At 66.6% G+C, this 20,131-nt stretch carries 17 protein-coding genes; 8 read left to right on the top strand and 9 right to left on the bottom strand.

Features of this window, described 5'->3' with window-relative positions; genetic code table 11:
* Window positions 1-20 precede the first annotated feature (20 nt).
* The 3 genes from ACJEIK_RS03840 (at window position 21) to ACJEIK_RS03830 (ending at window position 4,439) form a co-directional block, all read left to right on the top strand.
* On the top strand, window positions 21-2,165 hold the full coding sequence (locus tag ACJEIK_RS03840; RefSeq protein ID WP_409431076.1) for an MDR family MFS transporter: 2,145 nt from the start codon (window positions 21-23) through the stop codon (window positions 2,163-2,165).
* Between the two features lie 325 nt (window positions 2,166-2,490).
* Window positions 2,491-2,874 (top strand): heme-binding protein, encoded by a 384-nt coding sequence (locus tag ACJEIK_RS03835; protein WP_064858311.1) that lies wholly within the window; start codon window positions 2,491-2,493, stop codon window positions 2,872-2,874.
* A 2-nt stretch (window positions 2,875-2,876) separates the two neighbouring features.
* Entirely contained in the window at window positions 2,877-4,439 is a 1,563-nt protein-coding gene (locus ACJEIK_RS03830; RefSeq protein ID WP_110767102.1) for an FAD-dependent oxidoreductase, read from the top strand.
* A 33-nt stretch (window positions 4,440-4,472) separates the two neighbouring features.
* Here ACJEIK_RS03830 and ACJEIK_RS03825 read toward each other — a convergent pair whose 3' ends face one another.
* Complete coding sequence (locus ACJEIK_RS03825; protein WP_082934618.1) at window positions 4,473-4,811, bottom strand: MerR family transcriptional regulator; 339 nt, start codon at window positions 4,809-4,811, stop codon at window positions 4,473-4,475.
* 213 nt (window positions 4,812-5,024) lie between these two features.
* Between ACJEIK_RS03825 and ACJEIK_RS03820 the strand changes: the two genes are divergently transcribed.
* Entirely contained in the window at window positions 5,025-5,315 is a 291-nt protein-coding gene (locus tag ACJEIK_RS03820) for a hypothetical protein (RefSeq protein WP_060999306.1), read from the top strand.
* Window positions 5,316-5,334: 19 nt separating this feature from the next.
* On the opposite strand, the gene ACJEIK_RS03815 is transcribed toward ACJEIK_RS03820, so the two are convergent.
* Complete coding sequence (locus ACJEIK_RS03815; protein ID WP_409431075.1) at window positions 5,335-8,811, bottom strand: protein kinase domain-containing protein; 3,477 nt, start codon at window positions 8,809-8,811, stop codon at window positions 5,335-5,337.
* A 256-nt stretch (window positions 8,812-9,067) separates the two neighbouring features.
* Between ACJEIK_RS03815 and ACJEIK_RS03810 the strand changes: the two genes are divergently transcribed.
* The 3 genes from ACJEIK_RS03810 to ACJEIK_RS03800 all read left to right on the top strand — a co-directional run bounded on the left by ACJEIK_RS03810 (window position 9,068) and on the right by ACJEIK_RS03800 (window position 11,348).
* The gene (locus tag ACJEIK_RS03810) at window positions 9,068-9,271 is read left to right on the top strand and encodes a hypothetical protein (RefSeq protein WP_135356971.1); all 204 of its coding nucleotides are present in this window, start codon (window positions 9,068-9,070) and stop codon (window positions 9,269-9,271) included.
* 79 nt (window positions 9,272-9,350) lie between these two features.
* Window positions 9,351-10,619 (top strand): CdaR family transcriptional regulator, encoded by a 1,269-nt coding sequence (locus ACJEIK_RS03805; RefSeq protein ID WP_135356972.1) that lies wholly within the window; start codon window positions 9,351-9,353, stop codon window positions 10,617-10,619.
* 108 nt (window positions 10,620-10,727) lie between these two features.
* Entirely contained in the window at window positions 10,728-11,348 is a 621-nt protein-coding gene (locus ACJEIK_RS03800; protein ID WP_409431074.1) for a hypothetical protein, read from the top strand.
* A 19-nt stretch (window positions 11,349-11,367) separates the two neighbouring features.
* Here the strand turns inward: ACJEIK_RS03800 and ACJEIK_RS03795 are convergent, their stop codons facing one another.
* From ACJEIK_RS03795 to ACJEIK_RS03765, 7 genes are read right to left on the bottom strand one after another with little or no spacing between them, the layout of a single operon-like run.
* The gene (locus ACJEIK_RS03795) at window positions 11,368-11,928 is read right to left on the bottom strand and encodes a TetR/AcrR family transcriptional regulator (protein ID WP_135356974.1); all 561 of its coding nucleotides are present in this window, start codon (window positions 11,926-11,928) and stop codon (window positions 11,368-11,370) included.
* Between the two features lie 42 nt (window positions 11,929-11,970).
* Window positions 11,971-12,513 carry a TetR/AcrR family transcriptional regulator gene (locus ACJEIK_RS03790; protein ID WP_135356975.1) on the bottom strand — a complete coding sequence of 181 codons (543 nt, stop codon included), beginning with the start codon at window positions 12,511-12,513 and terminating at the stop codon, window positions 11,971-11,973.
* 4 nt (window positions 12,514-12,517) lie between these two features.
* Window positions 12,518-14,062, bottom strand: coding sequence for an acyl-CoA synthetase (locus ACJEIK_RS03785; RefSeq protein WP_409431073.1), 1,545 nt, complete (start codon window positions 14,060-14,062; stop codon window positions 12,518-12,520).
* A gap of 2 nt (window positions 14,063-14,064) precedes the next feature.
* Window positions 14,065-15,309 carry a cytochrome P450 gene (locus tag ACJEIK_RS03780; RefSeq protein WP_135356977.1) on the bottom strand — a complete coding sequence of 415 codons (1,245 nt, stop codon included), beginning with the start codon at window positions 15,307-15,309 and terminating at the stop codon, window positions 14,065-14,067.
* Window positions 15,310-15,343: 34 nt separating this feature from the next.
* Entirely contained in the window at window positions 15,344-16,318 is a 975-nt protein-coding gene (locus ACJEIK_RS03775; RefSeq protein WP_135356978.1) for a PDR/VanB family oxidoreductase, read from the bottom strand.
* Window positions 16,318-17,736, bottom strand: a complete 1,419-nt coding sequence (locus ACJEIK_RS03770) for a wax ester/triacylglycerol synthase family O-acyltransferase (RefSeq protein ID WP_135356979.1) — start codon at window positions 17,734-17,736, stop codon at window positions 16,318-16,320. Before ACJEIK_RS03770 ends, ACJEIK_RS03775 begins: the two co-directional genes overlap by 1 nt.
* On the bottom strand, window positions 17,736-19,115 hold the full coding sequence (locus tag ACJEIK_RS03765) for an aldehyde dehydrogenase family protein (RefSeq protein WP_409431072.1): 1,380 nt from the start codon (window positions 19,113-19,115) through the stop codon (window positions 17,736-17,738). The genes ACJEIK_RS03770 and ACJEIK_RS03765 overlap by 1 nt, the downstream gene beginning before the upstream one ends.
* A 187-nt stretch (window positions 19,116-19,302) precedes the next feature.
* Between ACJEIK_RS03765 and ACJEIK_RS03760 the strand changes: the two genes are divergently transcribed.
* Entirely contained in the window at window positions 19,303-20,130 is an 828-nt protein-coding gene (locus ACJEIK_RS03760; RefSeq protein ID WP_135356981.1) for an SDR family oxidoreductase, read from the top strand.
* Window position 20,131: the final 1 nt, after the last annotated feature.

Genomic DNA, 20,131 nt, shown 5'->3' with positions numbered 1-20,131 from the left:
TCGGCCGGACCGTGGCAACCATGACCACTCATCCGCCTGCTGATGTCGCGGACGCGGCCCCCAGCATCCGGCAGCGCAACTTCGTCTTCCTGGCCGTCGTCCTCGGGATGCTGCTGGCGGCACTCGACCAGACCATCGTGGCGACGGCCCTGCCGACCGTCGTCGCCGACCTCGGCGGCGCCGGCCATCAGTCCTGGGTCGTCACCAGTTACCTGCTCGCCTCGACGATCGTGACCGCGGTGGTCGGCAAGCTCGGTGACATCTTCGGCCGCAAGAAGGTCTTTCAGGTCGCGATCCTGCTGTTCCTGGCCGGCTCGGTCCTGTGTGGACTCTCGGAATCGATGGGGATGCTCGTCGCATCGCGGGCGCTGCAGGGCCTGGGTGGTGGCGCGATCACCGTGACGGCCGTCGCGGTGATCGGCGAGGTCATCCCGTTGCGCGAAAGAGGCAAGTACCAGGGCGCTTTGGGCGCCGTGTTCGGCGTCACGACCGTCGTCGGGCCGCTGCTAGGCGGGCTGTTCACCGACCACCTGGGGTGGCGTTGGGCATTCTGGGTCAACGTGCCGGTGGCGGTGGTGGTCATCGGGATTGCGGCAGTGGCCATTCCGGAGCTGACGCGCGCCGGACGACCCGTCGTCGACTATGCGGGCATCGTCCTGGTCGGGCTCGGGGCCGCCGGCCTGACGCTGGCGACCAGCTGGGGCGGCACCACCTATGCCTGGGGTTCGGCGACGATCATCGGGTTGTTCGTCGCGTCGGCGCTGGCACTCGTCGGCTTCGTCGTGGTGGAACGTCGTGCGCCTGAACCGATTCTGCCGATCCGCTTGTTCGCGAACCCGGTATTCACGGTGTGCTGTGTGCTGTCGTTCGTCGTCGGTTTCGCGATGCTGGGTGCGCTGACGTTCCTACCGACCTACATGCAGTTCGTCGACGGCGTCTCGGCAACCGCGTCCGGGCTGCGCACCTTGCCGATGGTCGCCGGTCTGCTCGTCACCTCACTGGGCAGCGGCGCGATCGTCGGCCGCACAGGGAAATACCGGATTTTCCCGATCGCCGGCACGGCCATCATGGCGCTGGGGTTCGTGCTGCTGTCCCGGATGGACGCCGACACCTCGACGCTGACCCAATCGTTGTTCCTGCTGATCCTCGGTACCGGGATCGGGCTCAGCATGCAGGTGCTGATTCTGGTGGTGCAGAACACCGTCGACTTCGCCGATCTCGGAGTCGCCACGTCAGGCGTTACGTTCTTCCGTACCATCGGAAGTTCTTTCGGTGCCGCGATTTTCGGCTCGATGTTCGCGAACTTCCTGGGCGACCGCATCCCGTCGGCCATGAGGTCGGGCGGCGCGCCACCCGAGGCGGCAACGTCTCCGAAAGTGCTGCACAGCCTTCCGCACGACACCGCCGCCCCGATCATCAACGCCTACGCCGATTCTCTGAGCCAGGTGTTCCTGTTGGCGGCGCCCGTCGCGGTCGTCGGCTTCGTCCTGGCGCTCTTCCTCAAACAAGTGCCGCTGCGTGATGCTGCCGCCAGTGGCAGCACCGACATGGGCGAGGGCTTCGGCATGCCGACCACCGAGTCGCCGGAGAAGCTCATCGAAGTTGCCGTCGGACGGCTGTTGCAGCGCAGCAACGGCATTGACCTCGAAGCCGTGGCGCGCACCTCGAACAGCCGACTGGGGACCGCGCAACTGTGGGCGCTGATGCTGATCTACCGGTACGCCGCGGTGACAGGGGCAGCCGACCTGCTCGACATTGCGGATGATCGACGGGTGCCACATCAGGTGCTCGAACCGACCTTCGGTCGTTTGGTGGCCACCGGATTCGCAACGCGCTCCGGAAGCGAATACGCACTGACGGCCGCGGGCTCCGCCGAGGTCGGCAGGGCACGCAATGTGATCTCCAGCTGGATCACCGAAACCCTCACGCAGTCAGACGAATTCCAGGGCGTGCCCGAGCGCATTCATGTCCAGAGCGCGTTCGACCGCATCGCCAGCGGTCTGCTGATCGAGCGGGAGTCCGCCCGGCGCGAGAGGCGGACCACCAAACTCGGCCCCCCGCATCAGTTTGTCGCCGAGCAACCCACCACCCGGATGCGCGCGGTGCGGCACGAAGAGCCCCCGACTCGACCGTTCCGCCCGCACGCCACACTCCCGCGCGGCTGACATGGTGGCCGGGACGGTCCTGTTTGCGGCTGGACCGTCCCGGCGGTGCCAGTGCGGACCGACCGGACGCCCGGATCTGTGGAACCGGAGAGAAGCGACGGCGATGTCGGAGCCACTCCAGCGGACGTCGAGTTCGGGATCCGCCTGACGGTGGCTGAATACCCGCTCCACTGCTTTGAAACACGCGCTGTGGGAGAGACAGCAAAAGCCGGTGGGTTCAGATTCGCCACCGGGGGTATATGACGACCGACGCCTGGCGGATGCCGTACAGCCGAAGCGGCTGAGCTGCGTCCAGTCGGCAACGAAACACAGAGGAGGACATGCCATGACGCTTTCAACTCGAATCACGGGCCTGATCCCGGCACTGGCCGTCGTACCGGTGTGCCTGAGTCTGGCCACGCCCGCGACCGCCGGCGCAGAAACCGACTGCAGCCCGGAATCTGTTGCGAATACCGTCAGTTCGGCCACCGGCGCGGCGAGCAATTACCTGACGGCACACCCCGAGGCCAATCAGGTTGTGGTGGCGTCATATTCGCAGCCGCGGCCGACGGCGTCGGCCAATCTCCGGGCCTACTTCACGGCCCACCCCCAGCAGTATCAGGACCTGCGCGGAATTCTGGCGCCCATCGGTGACACCCAGCAGCGGTGCAACGTGACGGTGCTACCACCCGAATTGGCCTCCGCCTACGCCGAATTCATGGCCGGCTAGGCATGGCGGAGACCGGACCTCCAGAAGGTTGCCACCTGACCTCGTTGTGGTTGGCCGACCGCGAGATGTCGCCGACTTCGCCGCCGTCGCCGGAGTCGACGGATATGGCGTCACCCGCCGACGTGGTCGTGATCGGCGCCGGCATCGCCGGGCTGACCACCGCGGTGCTACTGGCCCGGGCGGGCAAGAACGTCACGGTCGTCGAGGCACGGCATGTGGGTGCCGGCACAACGGGCAACACCTCCGGTAAATTGAGCGTGCTGCAGGGCAGCAAGCTGGCGCGCATCGCCGCCAAGCACAACGCGGATGTGCTGCGCGACTATGTCCGCGGTAACGCCGAGGGCCGTGACTGGCTGGTGCGGCATTGCGAGAATCACGCGATCCCGTGGCAGGCCGAACCCGACCATGCCTACGCCCAGACGGTCTCCGGCATCGCCACCGCGCGCGATACGTTCAGCGCCTGCCAGGAAGCGGGATTGACGCGAGCCGAGTGGATCGACACCGCCGATGTCCCATTTCCCTTCCACGGCGGCGTACGGCTGCGTGATCAAGCGCAGCTCGACCCGATGCCCCTGCTGAACAGTCTGGCGGTCGAACTCGAAACACACGGCGGCACGCTGTTGCAGGGCGTGCGCGCCGTGTCGGTGGCCGACGACGGACTGTTACGCGTGGCGTTGCGAGCAACACACCCCACCGTCGATACCGCCGGATCCGAGATGTCGGTCACCGCACACCGGTGCATCCTGGCAACCGGGACGCCGATCCTGGATCGCGGCGGATTCTTCGCCCGGCTGACGGCAAAACGCTCCTACTGCATGGCATTTGACGTCGCTCGCGAGGCGACGGGCGGCATGTTCATCTCGGTCGATTCACCCACCCGGTCGGTGCGTTACGCACCCACCGCGGCCGGCGAGAAGCTCATCGTCGGTGGTGCCGGCCATCCGGTGGGCCGTGGGCACGCGCCCGCACATGACGTGGCCGAACTCGCCAAGTGGGCGGAGCTGCACTATCCGGGCGCCCATCCGACACACTTCTGGTCGGCACAGGACTATTCGCCCGTCGATGAGTTGCCGTACGTCGGTCCACTGCTTCCGGGTTATGAAAAAATCCGGGTGGCAACGGGTTTCGACAAGTGGGGTCTGACCAACGGCGTTGCGGCGGCGCTGGCCCTGTCGGCGCAGCTGCTCGGCGGCCACATCGAGTGGGCGCGCGCGTTCGCGAGTTGGAGCCCGCACGAACTGCGCGGCGTGACTGCCGCGTTGCGCGCGAATCTCGAGGTCGGACTGAACCTGTCCAAAGGCTGGATCACCCCGATCACCACGTCGCCGGATGGGCTCGCCGAAGGTGCCGGAGTGGTCAGCGGTCCCCCGTGGCAGTTGCGCGCCGACAGCCTGGTCGACGGACGGCAATGCACCGTGTCGGCGATCTGCCCGCACCTGGGCGGCGTGGTGCGCTGGAACGATGCGGACCGGGCCTGGGAGTGCCCGCTACACGGCTCGCGGTTCGCGCCTGACGGGCGACTCCTGGAGGGGCCTGCGACCCGCGGTCTCTCGGAGAAAACCTGACCTCGTCAACCGCGAGAACTGGTCAGCCGGCTGTCACTTCGACCGGTAGCGCCGGTCGGCAGCGCTGCGCAGCGCGCTGTTGTCATCCTCCAATTCGAGGATCCTGCCGATTCCCGCGATGTTGACGCCGGAGGCGACCAGGGCAACGATGCGCCCGATCCGGGCCACGTCGTCTGCGCTGTAGCGGCGGGTACCGCCATCGGTGCGCGCCGGCGTGAGAAGCCCGTGGCGTTCCCACAGCCGCAGTGATTGTGTTGGCGCGCCGGAAAGTTCGGCAGCTACCGTGATCCCGTACACCGCATGATCAGATGCAGGACCCCCGGCAGCGGGTCCTGCGTTCGGCGGCATCAGCCGGCGATCTGCATCGTTCATGAGATTTCCTGTTCCACTACTTGCATTGAATCATGGCACAGTGCTATATAGAAATCTATGCCAGTTGACACAGATAAACTATCGGATATGCACAGGTATAGGCGGAGCTGACGACGTGAGCCGGTGTGCCAGATCTGAGCTGGATTTGGCATACAAGCTCAGTCTCGGCAGCCGAATCGGTCATCAGCCTCAAGAACGCTTGGAGCACGGGAGATGTCGACAGAGAAGCAGGAGTTGCACCTCGCGTACATCGAACGCATCAGCGCGGCTCATCAGGCGCTGCGTGCCGCACAGACCGAACTGCGTGCGGCTGTCGAGTCGGCACATGCCGCCGGCCACACCTGGGACGTCATCGCAACGGCGCTGAGCGACACCGCATCTCCCGCGAACGAGACCTTCGATGACATCCCCAGCATCGATGCTGTCGTGCAAAAAGTTCTCGGGATAGACGATGCCGCCGGTCCGCCAGGCGGTGAACAGGCGTCGGTGGCCGGTCTGCAGTGACAGTGGGCCACCGGCGCCATCAACCCGTGTGATGCAAAGATGCCGCCTCGAGCTTGTGGACGAAGTCGCTGATGTCGGCCGCAGTCGCTACGTCGACCGTTTCCCAGCCGGCCGCCACGTCACGTGCGACGCGCAGCATTACCGATCCCTCGTCGACGAGGAGCCTGCTCAAGCCAAGCGCAGCACAGGTTTTCAGCGCCGGGGCCAGCACCCATCGAGCTTTTTCGTCCAGCCCGGCCACCGCGAGGCACCGGGCATACTGAATCCTGGCCTGCAGATGCGCTCGTGGCCGCCGCAGCCTGTCGGTGTGGTCGAGCCGGACCCGAGCCCGTTCGCACGCCGAGGTTGATGCCGCCGGCTGCCCGTCGAGCAGTAGCAGTCTGATCTGTGCGTCCTCTCTGAATTCTGCTGTCAGATCGCCGCTTTCACCGAAGTCCTGCACGCCGTGCGCCATGACGCGCCGCGCCAGCGTCTTGTCGATCTCGTTCCCGGACAAGGTCGCGACGCGAATCAGGGCCAGCTTCAGTCCCGCCTCCAGCCGGGGCAATCCCAGCGCCCGGGCCTGCCCCATCCCTTCCGACAGTCTGCGCTCGGCACCGGACGTGTCACCGCGGGCACTCTTCACGTGGGCGCCCGCGCGGTAGGTGGCGAGCATCACGTCCACGATGCCGCCCTCCGCCCCGAGGGCGTACGCCTCGTCGAGCAGGACCTCTGCCTCGTCGAGTTGCCCACGCTCGTAGAGCAATTCACCCAGCAGCGCCCCGGCGAGTTTGGCGATGTAGGTCGGCCGCCCCGACGGCGACAGGGCGATCCTGATCGCATGCCGCAGATGTGCCTCGGCACCGGCGACATCGAGTTGCTCGTTCGCGGCCAGGGCGGCGATGAGATACCCGTAGCCGACGGTCATCGGCCCCGCGATGGATCGGCGATATTTGTGTCCCCACCGGTGCCAGCGCAGCGCCCCGTCGAAGTCGAACTTGCGCAGCGCGACGTAGGAGAGGGTGTACGCCGCGCGGCACAGCACGAACGGGGCCAGGGTGTCGGCCCGGGCCACACATGCCTGCGCCGCCGTTTCGGTGAACGCATCGATGTGGTCGGCGTGGCCGGCCATCACCACGCGCAGCAGGTCCAATTCGCAACGGACGTCGTCGCTTTCGTCGTCGCTGAGCAGGTCGATGTTGTCCTCGGCCAATTGCAGCGCGTCGGCCACGGCCGCAGGCCGGCGGAGAATGACGTTGGCCCATGCCAGGTTGGTCTGCAGCCTTGGCCGCTCCTCGGCCAGGTGCGGCGGCAACTTGGCTGCCAGACCGATGAGTGCCATGAGTTCGCATTGTTCGAGGAGATCCGGCGACACCTGCTCGACGGCGTCGACCGCCTTGTCGTCGTCGCCCGCCGCCATCCAGTGATCGACGGCGTCGTTGTACATCCGGTGCTTCATGAACCACTGTGCGGCCGTTCGGTTCAACGCCACGACGCGGTCTTCGTCCGCACGCTTCAACCGGTGCCGGAGGTGGTCGGCGAACAGATTGGAGTAACGGAACCAGGTCCCGTCCGCGTCGGTCCGCCGCAGGAACAGGTCCCGCCGCTCGATGTCCTCGAGTATTTCCCGGCTGTGTGGACGGCCCGTGAGCGCGGTCGCCAAACCGCTGCAGATCTGTTTCGTGATGCACGTCGCCGACAGGAACTCGACGAGCTCGGGCTCCAGGCTGTCCAGCACATTGGACGTCAGGTAATCGCCGATGACCTTGTCCGAGCCGGAGAGCCGACCGACGAGCGCGGCGGCATCACCGCCGTCACGCAGGCTCAGCGACGCCAGTTGCAGGGCGGCCGGCCAGCCGTCGGTCGACTCTTCGAGGTCGGCCACGATGGCCCCCGACAAATCCAGGCCGCACCGGTCGACCAGGAGGGCCCGGGCCTCTTCGACATCGAACCGGAGCAGCGACGCGTCGATCTCGGCCAGTTCACCCTGCACACCCAGGGTGCCCAACGGCAGTCCGGTGCCGCTTCGGCCGGCCACGACCAGGTGCAGGTGGTGGCAGCCCTTCTCGAGCAGGTAAGCCAGTGTGTCCAGACTGTCGGCGCTGGTGACGCGATGCCACTCGTCGATCAGCAGAGCCAGCGTCTGCTTGCGGGAGTGCAGCCAGTCGATCAACAGGTTGGGCACCTGCCGCAGCGCGGAGTCCGGCCGTTCATCGAATTCCTGTTGCAACGCGTCCGCGAGCTCGGGCAGCGCGACACGCACCGCCTCGATCAGGTGCGCCACGAACCAGAAGGCGTTGTTGTCGTCGGCATCGACCGTCAGCCAGGCCGTCGGCAGGCCCGCGCGGACCAGCGCCTCGCCCCACTGCGTCGCCAGCACGGTCTTGCCGTAGCCGGCCGGTCCGTGGATGAGCACCAGCTTCGGCCTGCGCCCGGCACCCAGCCGGTCCAGGATGTTTCGGCGCGGCACCGGCGGGCGGCTGAACGTCGGCGGCCGGAACCTGGCCGGTGAACTGGGCGGATAGGTCGACCGGCCGGAACCGTCGGTCCGTAGTCCGATCCCTCCGGTGGAGCGCCCGCCGGTGTCCGGCGACGATTCCACCGCGTCGTACGCGACTTCCGGCAGCTCCAGCGGGACGTCAGCGATGCTCAGTCCGACGCGCGCACCCGCGGCCCGCAACAACTCGCCGAACTCCGCGACCGTTGCGGGGCGCTGTGCGGGATCGACATTCAGTCCCTGCTCGAGCGCAGCGCAGACGGGATCGGCGACGCCGCTCCCGCGCAGGTCGGGCACCGGCCCGGCGAGAACGCGCCGGGCGAACGCGATGGGATTCTCCCCCTTCTGGAACTGGAACGGCGGCTCCCCCTTGATCAAGGTGAAGACGGTGGCGGCGAGCCCGTAGATGTCGACGGCGGCCGTCGGCGTCGCACCCTCGAACAGCTCCGGCGCGGTGTACGACGGCGATCCGACGAACACGTTCATGGTCGCTTCACGGCCGCCCGCGATGCGGGCGATGCCGAAGTCGCACAGCTGCGGCTCCCCGTACGCCGAGAGAAGTACGTTGGGCGGCTTGACATCTCGGTGCAGCACGCCGGCGCGGTGCGCGGTTTCCAGCGCCCCGGCCAGCCGGACCCCGACCGTCAGCGCCTCCCCGACGGCCAGCGGGCCGTGCCGCCGGATCCAGGCCGACAGCGTGTTCCGGCCCAGGTACGGCATGACGATGAACGGGCGCCCCGTGAACGTCAGCCCGCTGTGCAGCACCGGCACGATGTTCGGGTGACCTGACACCCGGCCCATGGCCCGCTGCTCACGTTCGAAATTCTCGAGGTCGACGTCGTCCGAGTCGGCGCCCAGGACCTTGATCGCGACGACCCGGTCCAGCGCCGGCTGGCGGCACCGGTAGACGACGCCGAACCCACCGCGCCCGACGGGCTCGGCGCCGTAGAAGCCCTCGGCTTCGAGCTCCGCGACGATGCCGGTCGCGACGCCACGTTGCGTTTCGTCGGGTTCTGACACGTCGGAGGCCTTCGGTTCGGTTGCTGTCGTCACCATCAATTGTCGGCGCGGCAGGCCGGAATGGGGGCCACCCGCGGAAATTGATGTCCCTTTGTTCCTTCCGGACAACGATTCGGGCGAGATCGCCAAAAGATTGTCTCGGCGGTACCTGGGTCGCCGTGCGCCCGCGCCGTACCGTTCTTGTATCAGCTTCCCCGTTGGGAACCGCCAAATACCAACGGATCAAATACATTCCACCAACCTCGGGAGTACTGCCATGCTCGAACCCACCTTCATCATCGACGCCGTCGTTCTCTTCGCCATCGGCCTGTGGCCGCTGCTGCTGGTCGTCACCGCCGCCGGCGTCCGCTGGTTCAACGCCCGCCGCAGCGCAGCCGCTGCCGCCGTCCACTCCGCCGCGCTGCCGCACGTCGCCGCGCCGGCACGCGCGCGCACCCTGGCCTATGCCGCCGGCCAGTAGCCGATTGACAATTCGGTCAGTCGCGGCTCGCACTGCGCATTCACCGATAGGCACGCCCGCGAAGCCATAGAGTCGGGCGATGTCGCGCAGCCACGACACCGGGACACTCGCCGCCGAAACCGCGGCGATGATCATGGACCGATTGAGCGACAAGCTGCCCGCCATGACCCGCTCCATCCAGGAGGAGCTGGCCCAGGAGCGGTCGGAAATGGCCGGCGACGGCGAGTTGATGGCGCTGCTCTACGACGCGGTGCAGGGCAATCTCGAAGCGTTCTTCCCCGCTATCCGCCACGGCATCCCCATCGATCGCATCGCGCCACCCACGGCAGCGCTGGAGCACGCGCGCCGGATGGCCCAGCGCGGCACCGATGTCGACGAACTGGTGCGGGCTTACCGCCTCGGTCACCACAGTGTCCTCAAGTTGATCCTCGACGAAGTGCGGTCAGCGCGGCTCGACGCCGATCTGGGCTGGCAGGTCTTCGAAGAGATCGCCGCCGGCTCATTCGTGTACATCGACCAGGTGTCGCACCAGGTGGTGAGTGCCTATCAGGTCGAACGTGATCGGTGGCTGGCCAACCGGAACCAGATGCGGGCACTGCGGGTGCGCGAGGTGCTCGACGGCGGTGATCTCGATATCGATGAGACGACCGACCTCATCCGCTATCCACTGCACCGGGTCCATCTCGCGCTCATCGTGTGGTGCGTGGAGCACCCCGACGGCAACGAACTCGACGTCATGGAACGGTTCGTCACCGACCTGGCCGCCGCCCTCGGGGCCCGGGAGCGCCCACTGTTCGTCGCGTCGGATCAGGTCACCGGCTGGGCCTGGATTCCGCTACCGGCCGACGTCGACGATGCGGTGGACCGCATCCGCGCGTTCGTCCGGTCACGCCCGGACGCGCCGTGGGCGACCGTGGGCAATCCCCTCACCGGGCTGGCCGGGTTCCGCGACTCACACCGCCAGGCCGTCGCCGCCAGGGCGGTCGCGATGGCGCCGGGCGCGCCGCCACGACCTGTCACGGCCGCCGACGAACCCGGACTCATGGTCGCAGCACAGTTCAGCTCCGACCTGGACAACGCCCGATCATGGGTTTGCCACGTCCTCGGCCCGCTCGCCGCCGACACCGACAGCGATGAACGGTTACGAGAGACCCTGCGCGGGTTCTTGCGCAACAGTTCCAGCTTCAAAGCCAGTGCCGACGAGCTGCACCTGCACGTCAACTCGGTGAAGTACCGCGTCCAGCGCGCCATCGAGCGGCGCGGCAGACCGATCGAAGAAGATCGCATCGACGTGGAAGTCGCACTGCTGCTTTGCCATTGGTTCGGGGCCGCAGTTCTCGCTCCTTAACGCAACCTGTGGATTCCGGCAAAGTCCGTACACCAGCGGGGTCGACAAGGGACGCTGTGGGGAGAACCAGTAGCGCGACCCGGCGCTGCTGTAACCGAGGAGCGCTTGGTGTACGCACGCTCAACCACGTTTCAGGCCGAGCCGGCGTCGATCGACGCCGGCATTGCGTACATGCGCGACACCGTGCTGCCCGCCCTGGAAGAGCTAGGGGCGGCGGGAATGTCGCTGATGGTGGACCGGCGCCTGGGACGGTGCATCGCCACCAGCGCCTGGGAGTCCGAGGCGGTGATGCACCTGACGGCACACGCCGCGCGACCACTCGGGCCGCGGGCGGCGGAGCTGCTGAACGGCACCCGCAAAGAGATCAACGAGTGGGAGGTCACGGCCCTGCACCGCGACCACCGTTCACCGGAGGGCGCCTGCCTGCGGGTTGCGTGGTTCTCGGTCGAACCCCATCAGGCGGACCTCCTCACCGACTTCTACCGCACGTTGGTGCTGCCGGCGGTGGAGAAGCTCGAGGGGTTCTGCAGTGCCAGCCTGCTGCTCGACAAGCCGTCCGGACGCGCCGTGTCATCGGTGACGTTCGACAACGCGGCGGCGCTCGACCACAACCGCGAACAGGCCAGCGCGCTGCGCACCGAAAAGCTCGCGCAGTTGGGTGGCAGCCTCGTCGACATCTGTGAATTCGAGTTGGCCATCGCTCATCTGCGGGTGCCGGAACTCGTCTGACGCACGACCGGCCGCGCGCTCACGGCGCGGCGGCGTGCCCGATCGCGTGATACACCATCTGTTCGTACTCGTTGAAGACCCGGTTGAAGTCCTTCCGCGTAACCGGTGAGCGCCACTGCTGCAATCCGACCAGCAAGGTGATTCCCATGATGGCGAGCGTCTCGGCCTGCCGGCGGGTATCCACCGCCGGCCGAAACAGGTCGGTCAGGATCTCCACCCGCCGCGCGTCGACCGCCTTCTGAACTTGGGCCACTTGCGGATTCGCATGCGCCCAGCCGCGGATCGCCGCCTCGGCATCGTGCGGCAGTTTCGCCGTCAAGGTCTTCATCAGATGAACCCGCGTCGCAAGATCCTCTGGGACATTGGACAATTCGGCGATCCGCTCGGTCTGGGCGCGCTCCCAGTACCCGAGGAACTCGGTGACGAAGCCGTCCATGCTGCCGAAGTATCCATAGAACGAGCCCGACGTGACGCCGAGGGATTTGCACAACGGAGCGATCTTCAGGCCGGCCACCCCGGTCGACGCCAGGATCTCCATCGCGGCGTTGAAATAGTCATCGCGCGTCACCGACAGCCGCACTCGCCACACCTTTCACTCACGCAGCGCCCATCGTAAGGGAACCTACATTTGGTGCGCCCGCACCATGGTTTCGAACTGATCGAACAGGCTGTCGCGGTCCGCAGCTCCAGTGCCGGCATACATGTGCTGGTAGCCGATCAACAGCGCCATGGTGACCTCGGCAAGCTGACCGCATCGATCCGCCGGCACGAGCTTGCCCAGGATGGCCGCCAGGGCCGCGCCACGTTCGGTGTCCAGTCGATGCTGAAGCGCAGCCGCGACCGCACGGCGCGGGGCCCAGGCCCGCAGCGCCTTCTCGGCGTCGTGCGGAACGACGTCGAGAAGCTCGCGCAACCGCGCCATGATCGCCTCCGGCGCGTCATCGGAAGCGGCCAACTCGAGGAGGCGCCGGTTCGGCCGCGACAGACGACTCGTCAGGAGCCGGGCGACGAAGTCGTCCAGACTGGCGAAGTAGCCGTAGAAAGAACCGGTGGTCACCCCCAGCGCAGTGCAGAGAGCGCCGACTTTGATGCCGCCCGGGCCCTGCGTGACCAACAGTTCCACGCCGGCGTCGAAGTAGTCTTCGACGCCGACGATGCGCCTCATCCCGTCAGCCTGTCGTCGGTGCCGTGTACTGCTGAACCAGCGTGCGCTTGACCAGTTTCCCGGTCGGGGTGCGGGGCAGGCTCTCGACGAAGTCGACGGTCTTGGGCGTCTTGAACGCCGCGACCTTCGCCCGGGAATGCTCGATGAGTGCGGCGGCCAGCGCGTCACTGGCCGCCACGCCGGCACGGAGCTGGACGACCGCCTTGACCTGTTGTCCCATGGCCGGGTCCGGCACCCCGATGACGGCGACGTCGAACACCGCGGGGTGCAGCGCGAGGGCGTCCTCGACTTCCTGCGGATAGATGTTCACGCCGCCGGAGATGATCATGAACGACTTCCGGTCTGTCAGAAAGAGATAACCGTCGGCGTCGAGGTGGCCGATGTCGCCCACCGTCGTCCAGTTGTCGTGCGCCGGATGCTCGGCCTCTTTGGTCTTGGCCGGGTCGTTGTGGTACTCGAACGGCCGCACATCGCGCTCGAAGTACACCAATCCCGGCTCACCAGTGGGCAGTTCCGAGCCGTCGTCGCCGCAGATGTGCACCGGACCGAGCATGCTGAGGCCGACGGAACCCCGCTTGGCAAGCCAGTCCTGCGAGTTGATGACGGTGAAACCGCACGCCTCCGTCGACGAGTAATACTCGACGAGAATCGGTCCCCACCAATCGATCATGGCTTGCTTGACCTCCGGCGGGCACGGTGCTGCGGCATGCACCGCCAACCGCAGACTCGACACGTCGTAGGACGCCCGGGTCTCGTCCGCCAACTGCAGCATCCGCACGAACATGGTCGGCACCACCTGGATGACCGTGGCCCGGTACTGCTGAATGGCGTCGAGCGTCGTCTCGGCCTTGAATCTCTCGAGCACCACGACGGTGCCGCCGTGCGACTGGACCGCTCCACACCAGCGCAGCGGCGCGGCGTGATAGATCGGTGCCGGAGAGAGGTAGACGTCGTCTCCTGTCACACCGAACGCGGTGCCCAGCAGTCCGGTGATGGGATCCCCCGGCTCGTCGACCTGGATCGGCAGCAGCGGCGGCTTGATCCCCTTCGGCCGTCCCGTGGTGCCCGACGAGTAGAGCATGTCGCTGCCCCGGGGTTGGTCGGTCAGAAGCCTGTCGCCCGCTGAGGCCAAAAGGTCTGTGTACGAATCGAATCCGTCCAGGGTTCCGCCGAAGCTGTACGCATGGTCGACTCCAGGGACCAGGGCGCGCACCCGCTCGGCCAATTCGCCGAGTCCACCGGCGGCGATCAATACCTTGGCAGCGCAGTCGTCCACGATGTAGGCGGCTTCCTCAGCGGTGAGATGGAAGTTCACCGCGGTCAGGTACAGCCCGGACCGCAGCGCGGCCCAGTAGATGGTGAAGCATTCGGCAGCGTTGTCGCTCAGCATTGCGATGACGTCACCTTTGACAAGCCCGAGGTCGGCCAGTGCCACCGCGAGTCGCCTTGAGCTGTCGTCGAGTTCGCGATAGCTGACGGTGCGCCCTGATCCGGCCATGATGACAGCGGCCTTGTCCGGCGTCGTCAGCGCGTGGGTTCCCGGAAACATGGTCAGCCTTCCCGCTCGCCAGGCGTGAAGCTCACCGGCATCGAGGTCAGTTCATTGGAGAAACTCGAGACCAGGCGGCCCACCGGTCCGGTGATCTGCATGTCCGGAATGCGACGGAGAAGCTCCTCGAACAACACCCGCAATTCCAGGCGCGCCAACTGATTACCGAGACAGAAGTGAGCGCCACCGCCGCCGAACGCCATGTGCGGCATCTTCCCCCGCGACACGTTGAACGCCTCGGGGTCCTCGTTCTTCTCCGGGTCCCGCGAGCCTGCCGGGTACCAGAGACACACGCGCTCACCCTCTTTCAACGGGTGCCCGCCGACGACGGTGTCCGCGGTGACGGTGCGGGTGAAGTAGATGACGGGGGACACCCAGCGCAGCATCTCCTCGACGGCACCGGGGATCAATTCTGGATCGTCGAGCAGCTTCTGGCGTTCGGCGGGGTTCTCGATGAGCGCGCGCATGCCGCCCGAGGCGGTGTTGCGGGTGGTGTCGTTGCCCGCGAACATCAAGATCCCGAAGAAGAACGTGATCTCGGCCTCGGACAGTCGCTCACCGTCGACCTCGGCCGCCAGCATCCGTGACAGCAGGTCGTCGCCGGGGTTCTCCTTGCGCTCCGCCGTCAACCCCGCCAGGTAGCCACCGATCTGCATCAGGGCACCCATGCCCATCTGGGCATCACCGGTGGCCGCCGCGCGCGACAGCATGTTGGTCCACTCGAACAGCTGTCGGCGGTCGTCCTGCGCCACACCGAGCATGTCGGCGATCACGATCAAGGGCAGTTCGACCGCGATTTCATCGACGAAATCACATGTGCCCCTCTCGATGACGTTGTCGATCAATGTGGCCACCGTCTGGCGGACCTCCGCCTCCATCTGGCGGATCATGCGGGGCGTGAACACCGCCTGCACCACCATGCGCTGCTGGGTGTGCCGCGGCGGGTCCATCCCGAGAATGACTTCGCGCAGTGCCTCGATGGGCGCGGCACCCCTGGACGCCGTGAAGAAGACCCCGCCCCGCGCCGAGGAGAACAGCTGCGAATTGCTGCTGATCGCTTGAATGTCATCGTATTTGGTGAACGACCAGAAGCCGGGTTCGTCGGCGTCGGTCAGCGCGTTCCAGTGCGGGCCGGGTGCTTTGCGCATGCGGGCGAACAACTCGTGCGGCGGCCCGTCCTGGAAATACGACAGATCGGTGAGATCGACTGTGGCGAGGTCGATGTCGGTGAAGGTCTCGGTGCTCATGGTGGACTCCTTGATGGTTGGTCGGACGTCGAGGTCAGAGGTCGAGAATCAATTTCTCGGAGCGCGAATGCGAAACGCAGGGCAGGATGACGTTGGCCGCGGCTCGTTCGGCCGCGGTCAGAAGTGAGTCGCGGTGGTCGGGGATCCCCTCCAGGACGGTGGTCCGGCACGTGCCGCAGACGCCTTCACCGCAGGAGGACATGATGGGAACGCCGGCGTCCTCCAATGCCTCCAGCATCGGCACGCCGTCGGACACCTCGACGGTGACACCCGACTGCCGGCACACCACCTGGTAGCTGTCCAGCGCTTCGGCCAGTGTTTCGGCGGTCGGCGCCTTCGCCGCGAACCGCTCGACGTGCAGGCTGCCTTCCGGCCAGTGCGCGCAATGCTTTTCGACGGCTGCGAGCAGTGGCTCCGGACCGCAGCTGTAGATCACCGTGCCGGCGGCCGGCTCGGCCAGCACGGCCGCCACGTCGCAGAAGCCGCCGCGCTCGTCATCGGCCCATATTGTGACGCGGTCGCCGTAGGTGTCCTGCAATTCCTGCTGGAAAGCCATGCTGGACCGAGTGCGGCCGAGGTACAGCATGGTCCAATCAAGGCCCGCGCGCTCCGCGCTTTCTGCCATTGCCTTCACCGGTGTGATGCCGATGCCTCCGGCAATGAAGAGATATTTGGGAGACGCGATGAGTGGAAAGTGGTTGCGGGGACCGCGAACCCGCACCACAGCGCCCGCCTGCAGGTGGGCGTGGACGTGCTGTGAGCCGCCCCGGCTGTTCGGGTCGAGCAGGACACCGACCCGCCACGTGCCGGCGTCGCGCGGATCACCGCAGAGCGAGTACTGGCGCACCAGGCCCTCGTCGAGCAGTAGATCGATGTGGGAGCCGGGCTCCCATGCGGGCAGCGCGCGCCCCTGCGGATCGACGAGTTCCAGCGCCACGACCCCGTCGGCCGCGGCCGTCCGTCGCCGCACCACCAGCTCGGCGGTGAATTCGCCGACAGTTGTAGTCATCACTCCGAAACCCTTTCTGCGTTCACCAAGGCGGTCAGGTCATTCAGTTCACGGCGGATATCCGCCAGCAATTCCCAGGCATCCGGCAAAGCCTTTGCATCACCGACAATCCCGATGTCGAGACCGTCCTGATAGCTGACGACGGTGATGTTGAGCGCGAAGCCGTCGAAGACGACACTGCCGGGGTAAGCAGCCAGTAGCGGTGCGCCGGAGCACGTCATCCGCGTCGGTGATCCGGGCACATTGGAGATGACGAGGTTGATCGGCGGGCGCGAGAATCGTGACGAGACCAGGTCCATCAGCGCGCGCGCCGCGAAGCCGAACAGCGGCACGGGAATCGGGTCGTTCACATCGCTCAGCAGGGTGTCCGGGGCCTCGCGGGTGCGATGCTTCGCCTTCGTCATGGTTTCGTGCGCGTACGACAGCCGTCCTTCGGGTTCGGAAAGATGAACCGGGACAGGCGCGATGATGGAGCTGATGGCATTGCCGAAGCGGTCCTGCGCGTCGGGTGACCGCTTCGACACCGGGATGTAGGCGACCAGTGGCTGCGCCGGTGCTTCACCGGTCGCGGTGAGCCGCCGACGCAGCGCACCTGCACACAAGGCGATCACCACGTCGTTGACGGTGATCCCGAAATGCGCCTTCAGCGCCTTGATCTCACTGAACGGGACCGTCCCGAAAGCCACCGTGCGGTTCCCGGAAAGTTTCACGTTGAACCGCGTTCGTGGAGAGTGCAGGGGGTCCGCATCGCCGTCGCGCCGGATCACTCGCGTCAGGGTGCGCACTCCCGGCAGAGCGCGGATCGCCGGAACCTGGTCGAGGTGCGCCAGCGTCTGCCGTGCGGAGAGCAGTGCCTGAACACCGCGGATGGGGAGCGCCGCGAGCCCACGAGTGGCCAGCCCCAACGAGTTCGGCCCGGCTTCCAACCGTCGCGGCTCGGTGGCCGGCTGGTTGTCGCCGTCCATGATGGCCGCCAGGACTTCACTTGCCGCGATTCCGTCAGCGGCCGCGTGGTGCAGCGTGATGACCACGGCCGTGCGGCCGGGAAGCCCATGGATGACGTCCAAGCGCCATAGCGGCTTGTCCCGGTCCAATCTGGTCGACAAGATGCGGGCCACCGCGTCTCCCAGCATTTCGTCGGTGGCCGGCGCGGGTAGGTCCGACTCGAAGATGTGATGATCCAGGTCGACGTCGGTCTCGACGAACACCGGATGATCGAGGCCCAGCGGGACCGTCACGATCTTCCAGTGCAGCGGCGGCAGCCGGTCGATGCATGCCGCCACCCGGCTCTTCATCGTCGTGGCGGTGATGGTGGTGGCGTCGACGGTCTCGAACAGCGCGAGGCCGCTGTAGTGCGCCGCGAACTTGTCATGCTCGGCTGCCAGGAACTGGGCATCCAGGCTCGAAAGACGTCGCATCAGAACACCTTTCGCATGAGCTTCATGGCCAGTCGGCCGTAGGGCGGGTAGAACAGCTTGGGATCCGGGCTGCTGTGCTTGGCCAGTACCGCCCGGCGGTGACTCATCGCTTCGAATCCCCACCGGCCGTGGTAGGCACCCATCCCGCTCGGCCCGACACCGCCGAACGGCAACTGCGGCACCATCACGTGCATCGCGATGTGATTGATGACGGCGCCACCGGACGGGACGGCATCGATGACCCGGCGGGCCTGCGCCGCCGATTCCGTGAACACATAGAGCGCCAACGGTTTCGGCTTGGCGTTGATGTACCGGATCGCCGCGTCGGTCGAACCGACCCGCAGTACCGGCAAGATGGGGCCGAAGATCTCCTCGGTCATGACGGGGTCGTCCGCAGCGGGATCGACGATGACGGTGGGCTCCATGCGCAGTGCCGACCGATCCGACCCACCGCCGGTCACAACTGCGCCCGTGGTCGAAGTGATCAATCCGGCCAGCCGGTCGAACTGACGGCCGTTGACGATCCGCAGCGCCGGGTTCGCCTCGGCCGATCGGAACCGGTGCACGTTTTCGATGATCTTTCTGACCAATTCGTCCGCGATCGGCCGTTCAGCCAGTACGTAGTCCGGTGCGATGCAGGTCTGGCCGGAGTTGAGGAGCTTCACCCAGGCGATCCGCCGGGCCGCGACATCGATGTCGGCGTCCGCGGTCACGATGACCGGGCTCTTCCCGCCGAGCTCCAGCGTGACCGGCGTCAGCGTGGGAGCGGCGCCGGCCATGATCTTCTTGCCCACCTCGGTGCCGCCGGTGAACAGCGCGTGATCGAATCCCTGCGCCAGCAGCGCCTGGGTCGTGGCACCGTCACCTTCGACGACCCGGATCGCCTCCGCATCAAGGTATTTCGGCAGCAGGCGCGCGAGCACCGCGGACACCGCCGGGGCCAGCTCCGACGGCTTGACGACTGCACAGTTGCCGGCCGCAACGGCCGCGACCAGCGGCCCGACGGTGAGGTAGAACGGATAGTTCCACGGCCCGATCACCAACACCGCGCCCAGCGGGTCGTACTGCACCCAGCCCTTGCCCTGCAGTTGACTCATCGGCAGGCCGACACGACGCCGGCGCATCCACTTCTTGAGGTGCTTGCGCGCATACGCCGCTTCGGCCCTGGTGGATGCGATGTCGGCGAGCCAACCGTCGAACGCGGGACGCCCCAAGTCGGCGGCGAGGGCGTCGACGATCTCCTGCTCGCATTCGTCGCACATCCGCTCGATGCCGCGCAGTTGCTCGAGCCGCCACAGGATGTCGCGAGTGCGGCCGGTGGCGAACACTTCACGCAGCCCGGTGACCACGGGCGCTACCTGTTCCGTTGAACCAATCATCCGCTTCACCAATTTTCGTGTGCCGAAGGTCGCTGAGACTGTGCACGCAAGCGGTCTACCTCGGTGACCAGGCCGGCGTGTGGTTTGAAACATAACTTACATTACATTCGAGCGTCAAGGCCTCTTGCGTATCAAATGTAGGTTGATTTACATTTGAATCATCACGACAAACTGGAGGAGCCAGCCCATGAGCGCCACTTCCCTACGCGGACGACGCATCGCCATCACCGGCGCCGGCCGCGGCATCGGCCTCGCCACAGCCAAGGCGTTGTACCGGCGTGGCGCCACGATCGTGATCGGCGACCTGGACAGCGACTCGGCCGTCGCGGCCGCGGGCAGCGTCGGCCCGGGCACCGAGGGCTACCCCGTCGACGTCTCCGACTACGAGTCTTTCGCCACGTTCCACAAAGAGGCGACCGCCCACGCGCCGCTCGATGTCCTCATCAACAACGCCGGGATCATGCCCATCGGCCGTTTCCTCGAACAGTCGGCCGACCGGCACCGGCGCGCCGTCGAGATCAATGTCATGGGCTGCATCAACGGCATGCATCTGGCACTGCCCGCCATGGTCGAGCGCGGGACCGGCCACATCATCAACATCGCCTCGTCCGCGGGGAAGACTCCGGTGCCGGGCGGCCTCACCTACTGCGGCACCAAGGCCGCCGTCATCGCGCTCACCGAGACCGCACGCGTCGAATACGCCGGCACGGGAGTGGGGTTCACCTGCGTGATGCCGTCGTTCACGAACACCGAGCTCATCGCCGGGACTGCCGGGTTGAAGTTCATCCCGAATGCGCAACCCGATGACGTGGCTGAGGCGATCGTGGCCGCAGTCGCGCGCCCGACCGCAGATGTGTTCGTGCCCAGGATCATCGGGCCGATTCTGGGCAGCCAGCCGTTGATGGGGCGCCGGCTACGCGATGTCGTCAACCGGCGACTGGGCGCGTACCGCACGTTCCTCGACTTCGACCCGAAAGCGCGCGCGGCCTACCAGCACCGGATCGACGAGACGTGAC

The sequence above is a fragment of the Mycobacterium sp. SMC-16 genome (assembly GCF_046250085.1).
Lineage (GTDB): Bacteria > Actinomycetota > Actinomycetes > Mycobacteriales > Mycobacteriaceae > Mycobacterium > Mycobacterium phocaicum.
Note: the sequence above shows the minus strand (reverse complement) of the source record. Positions and strands in the feature narration are given on the sequence as shown.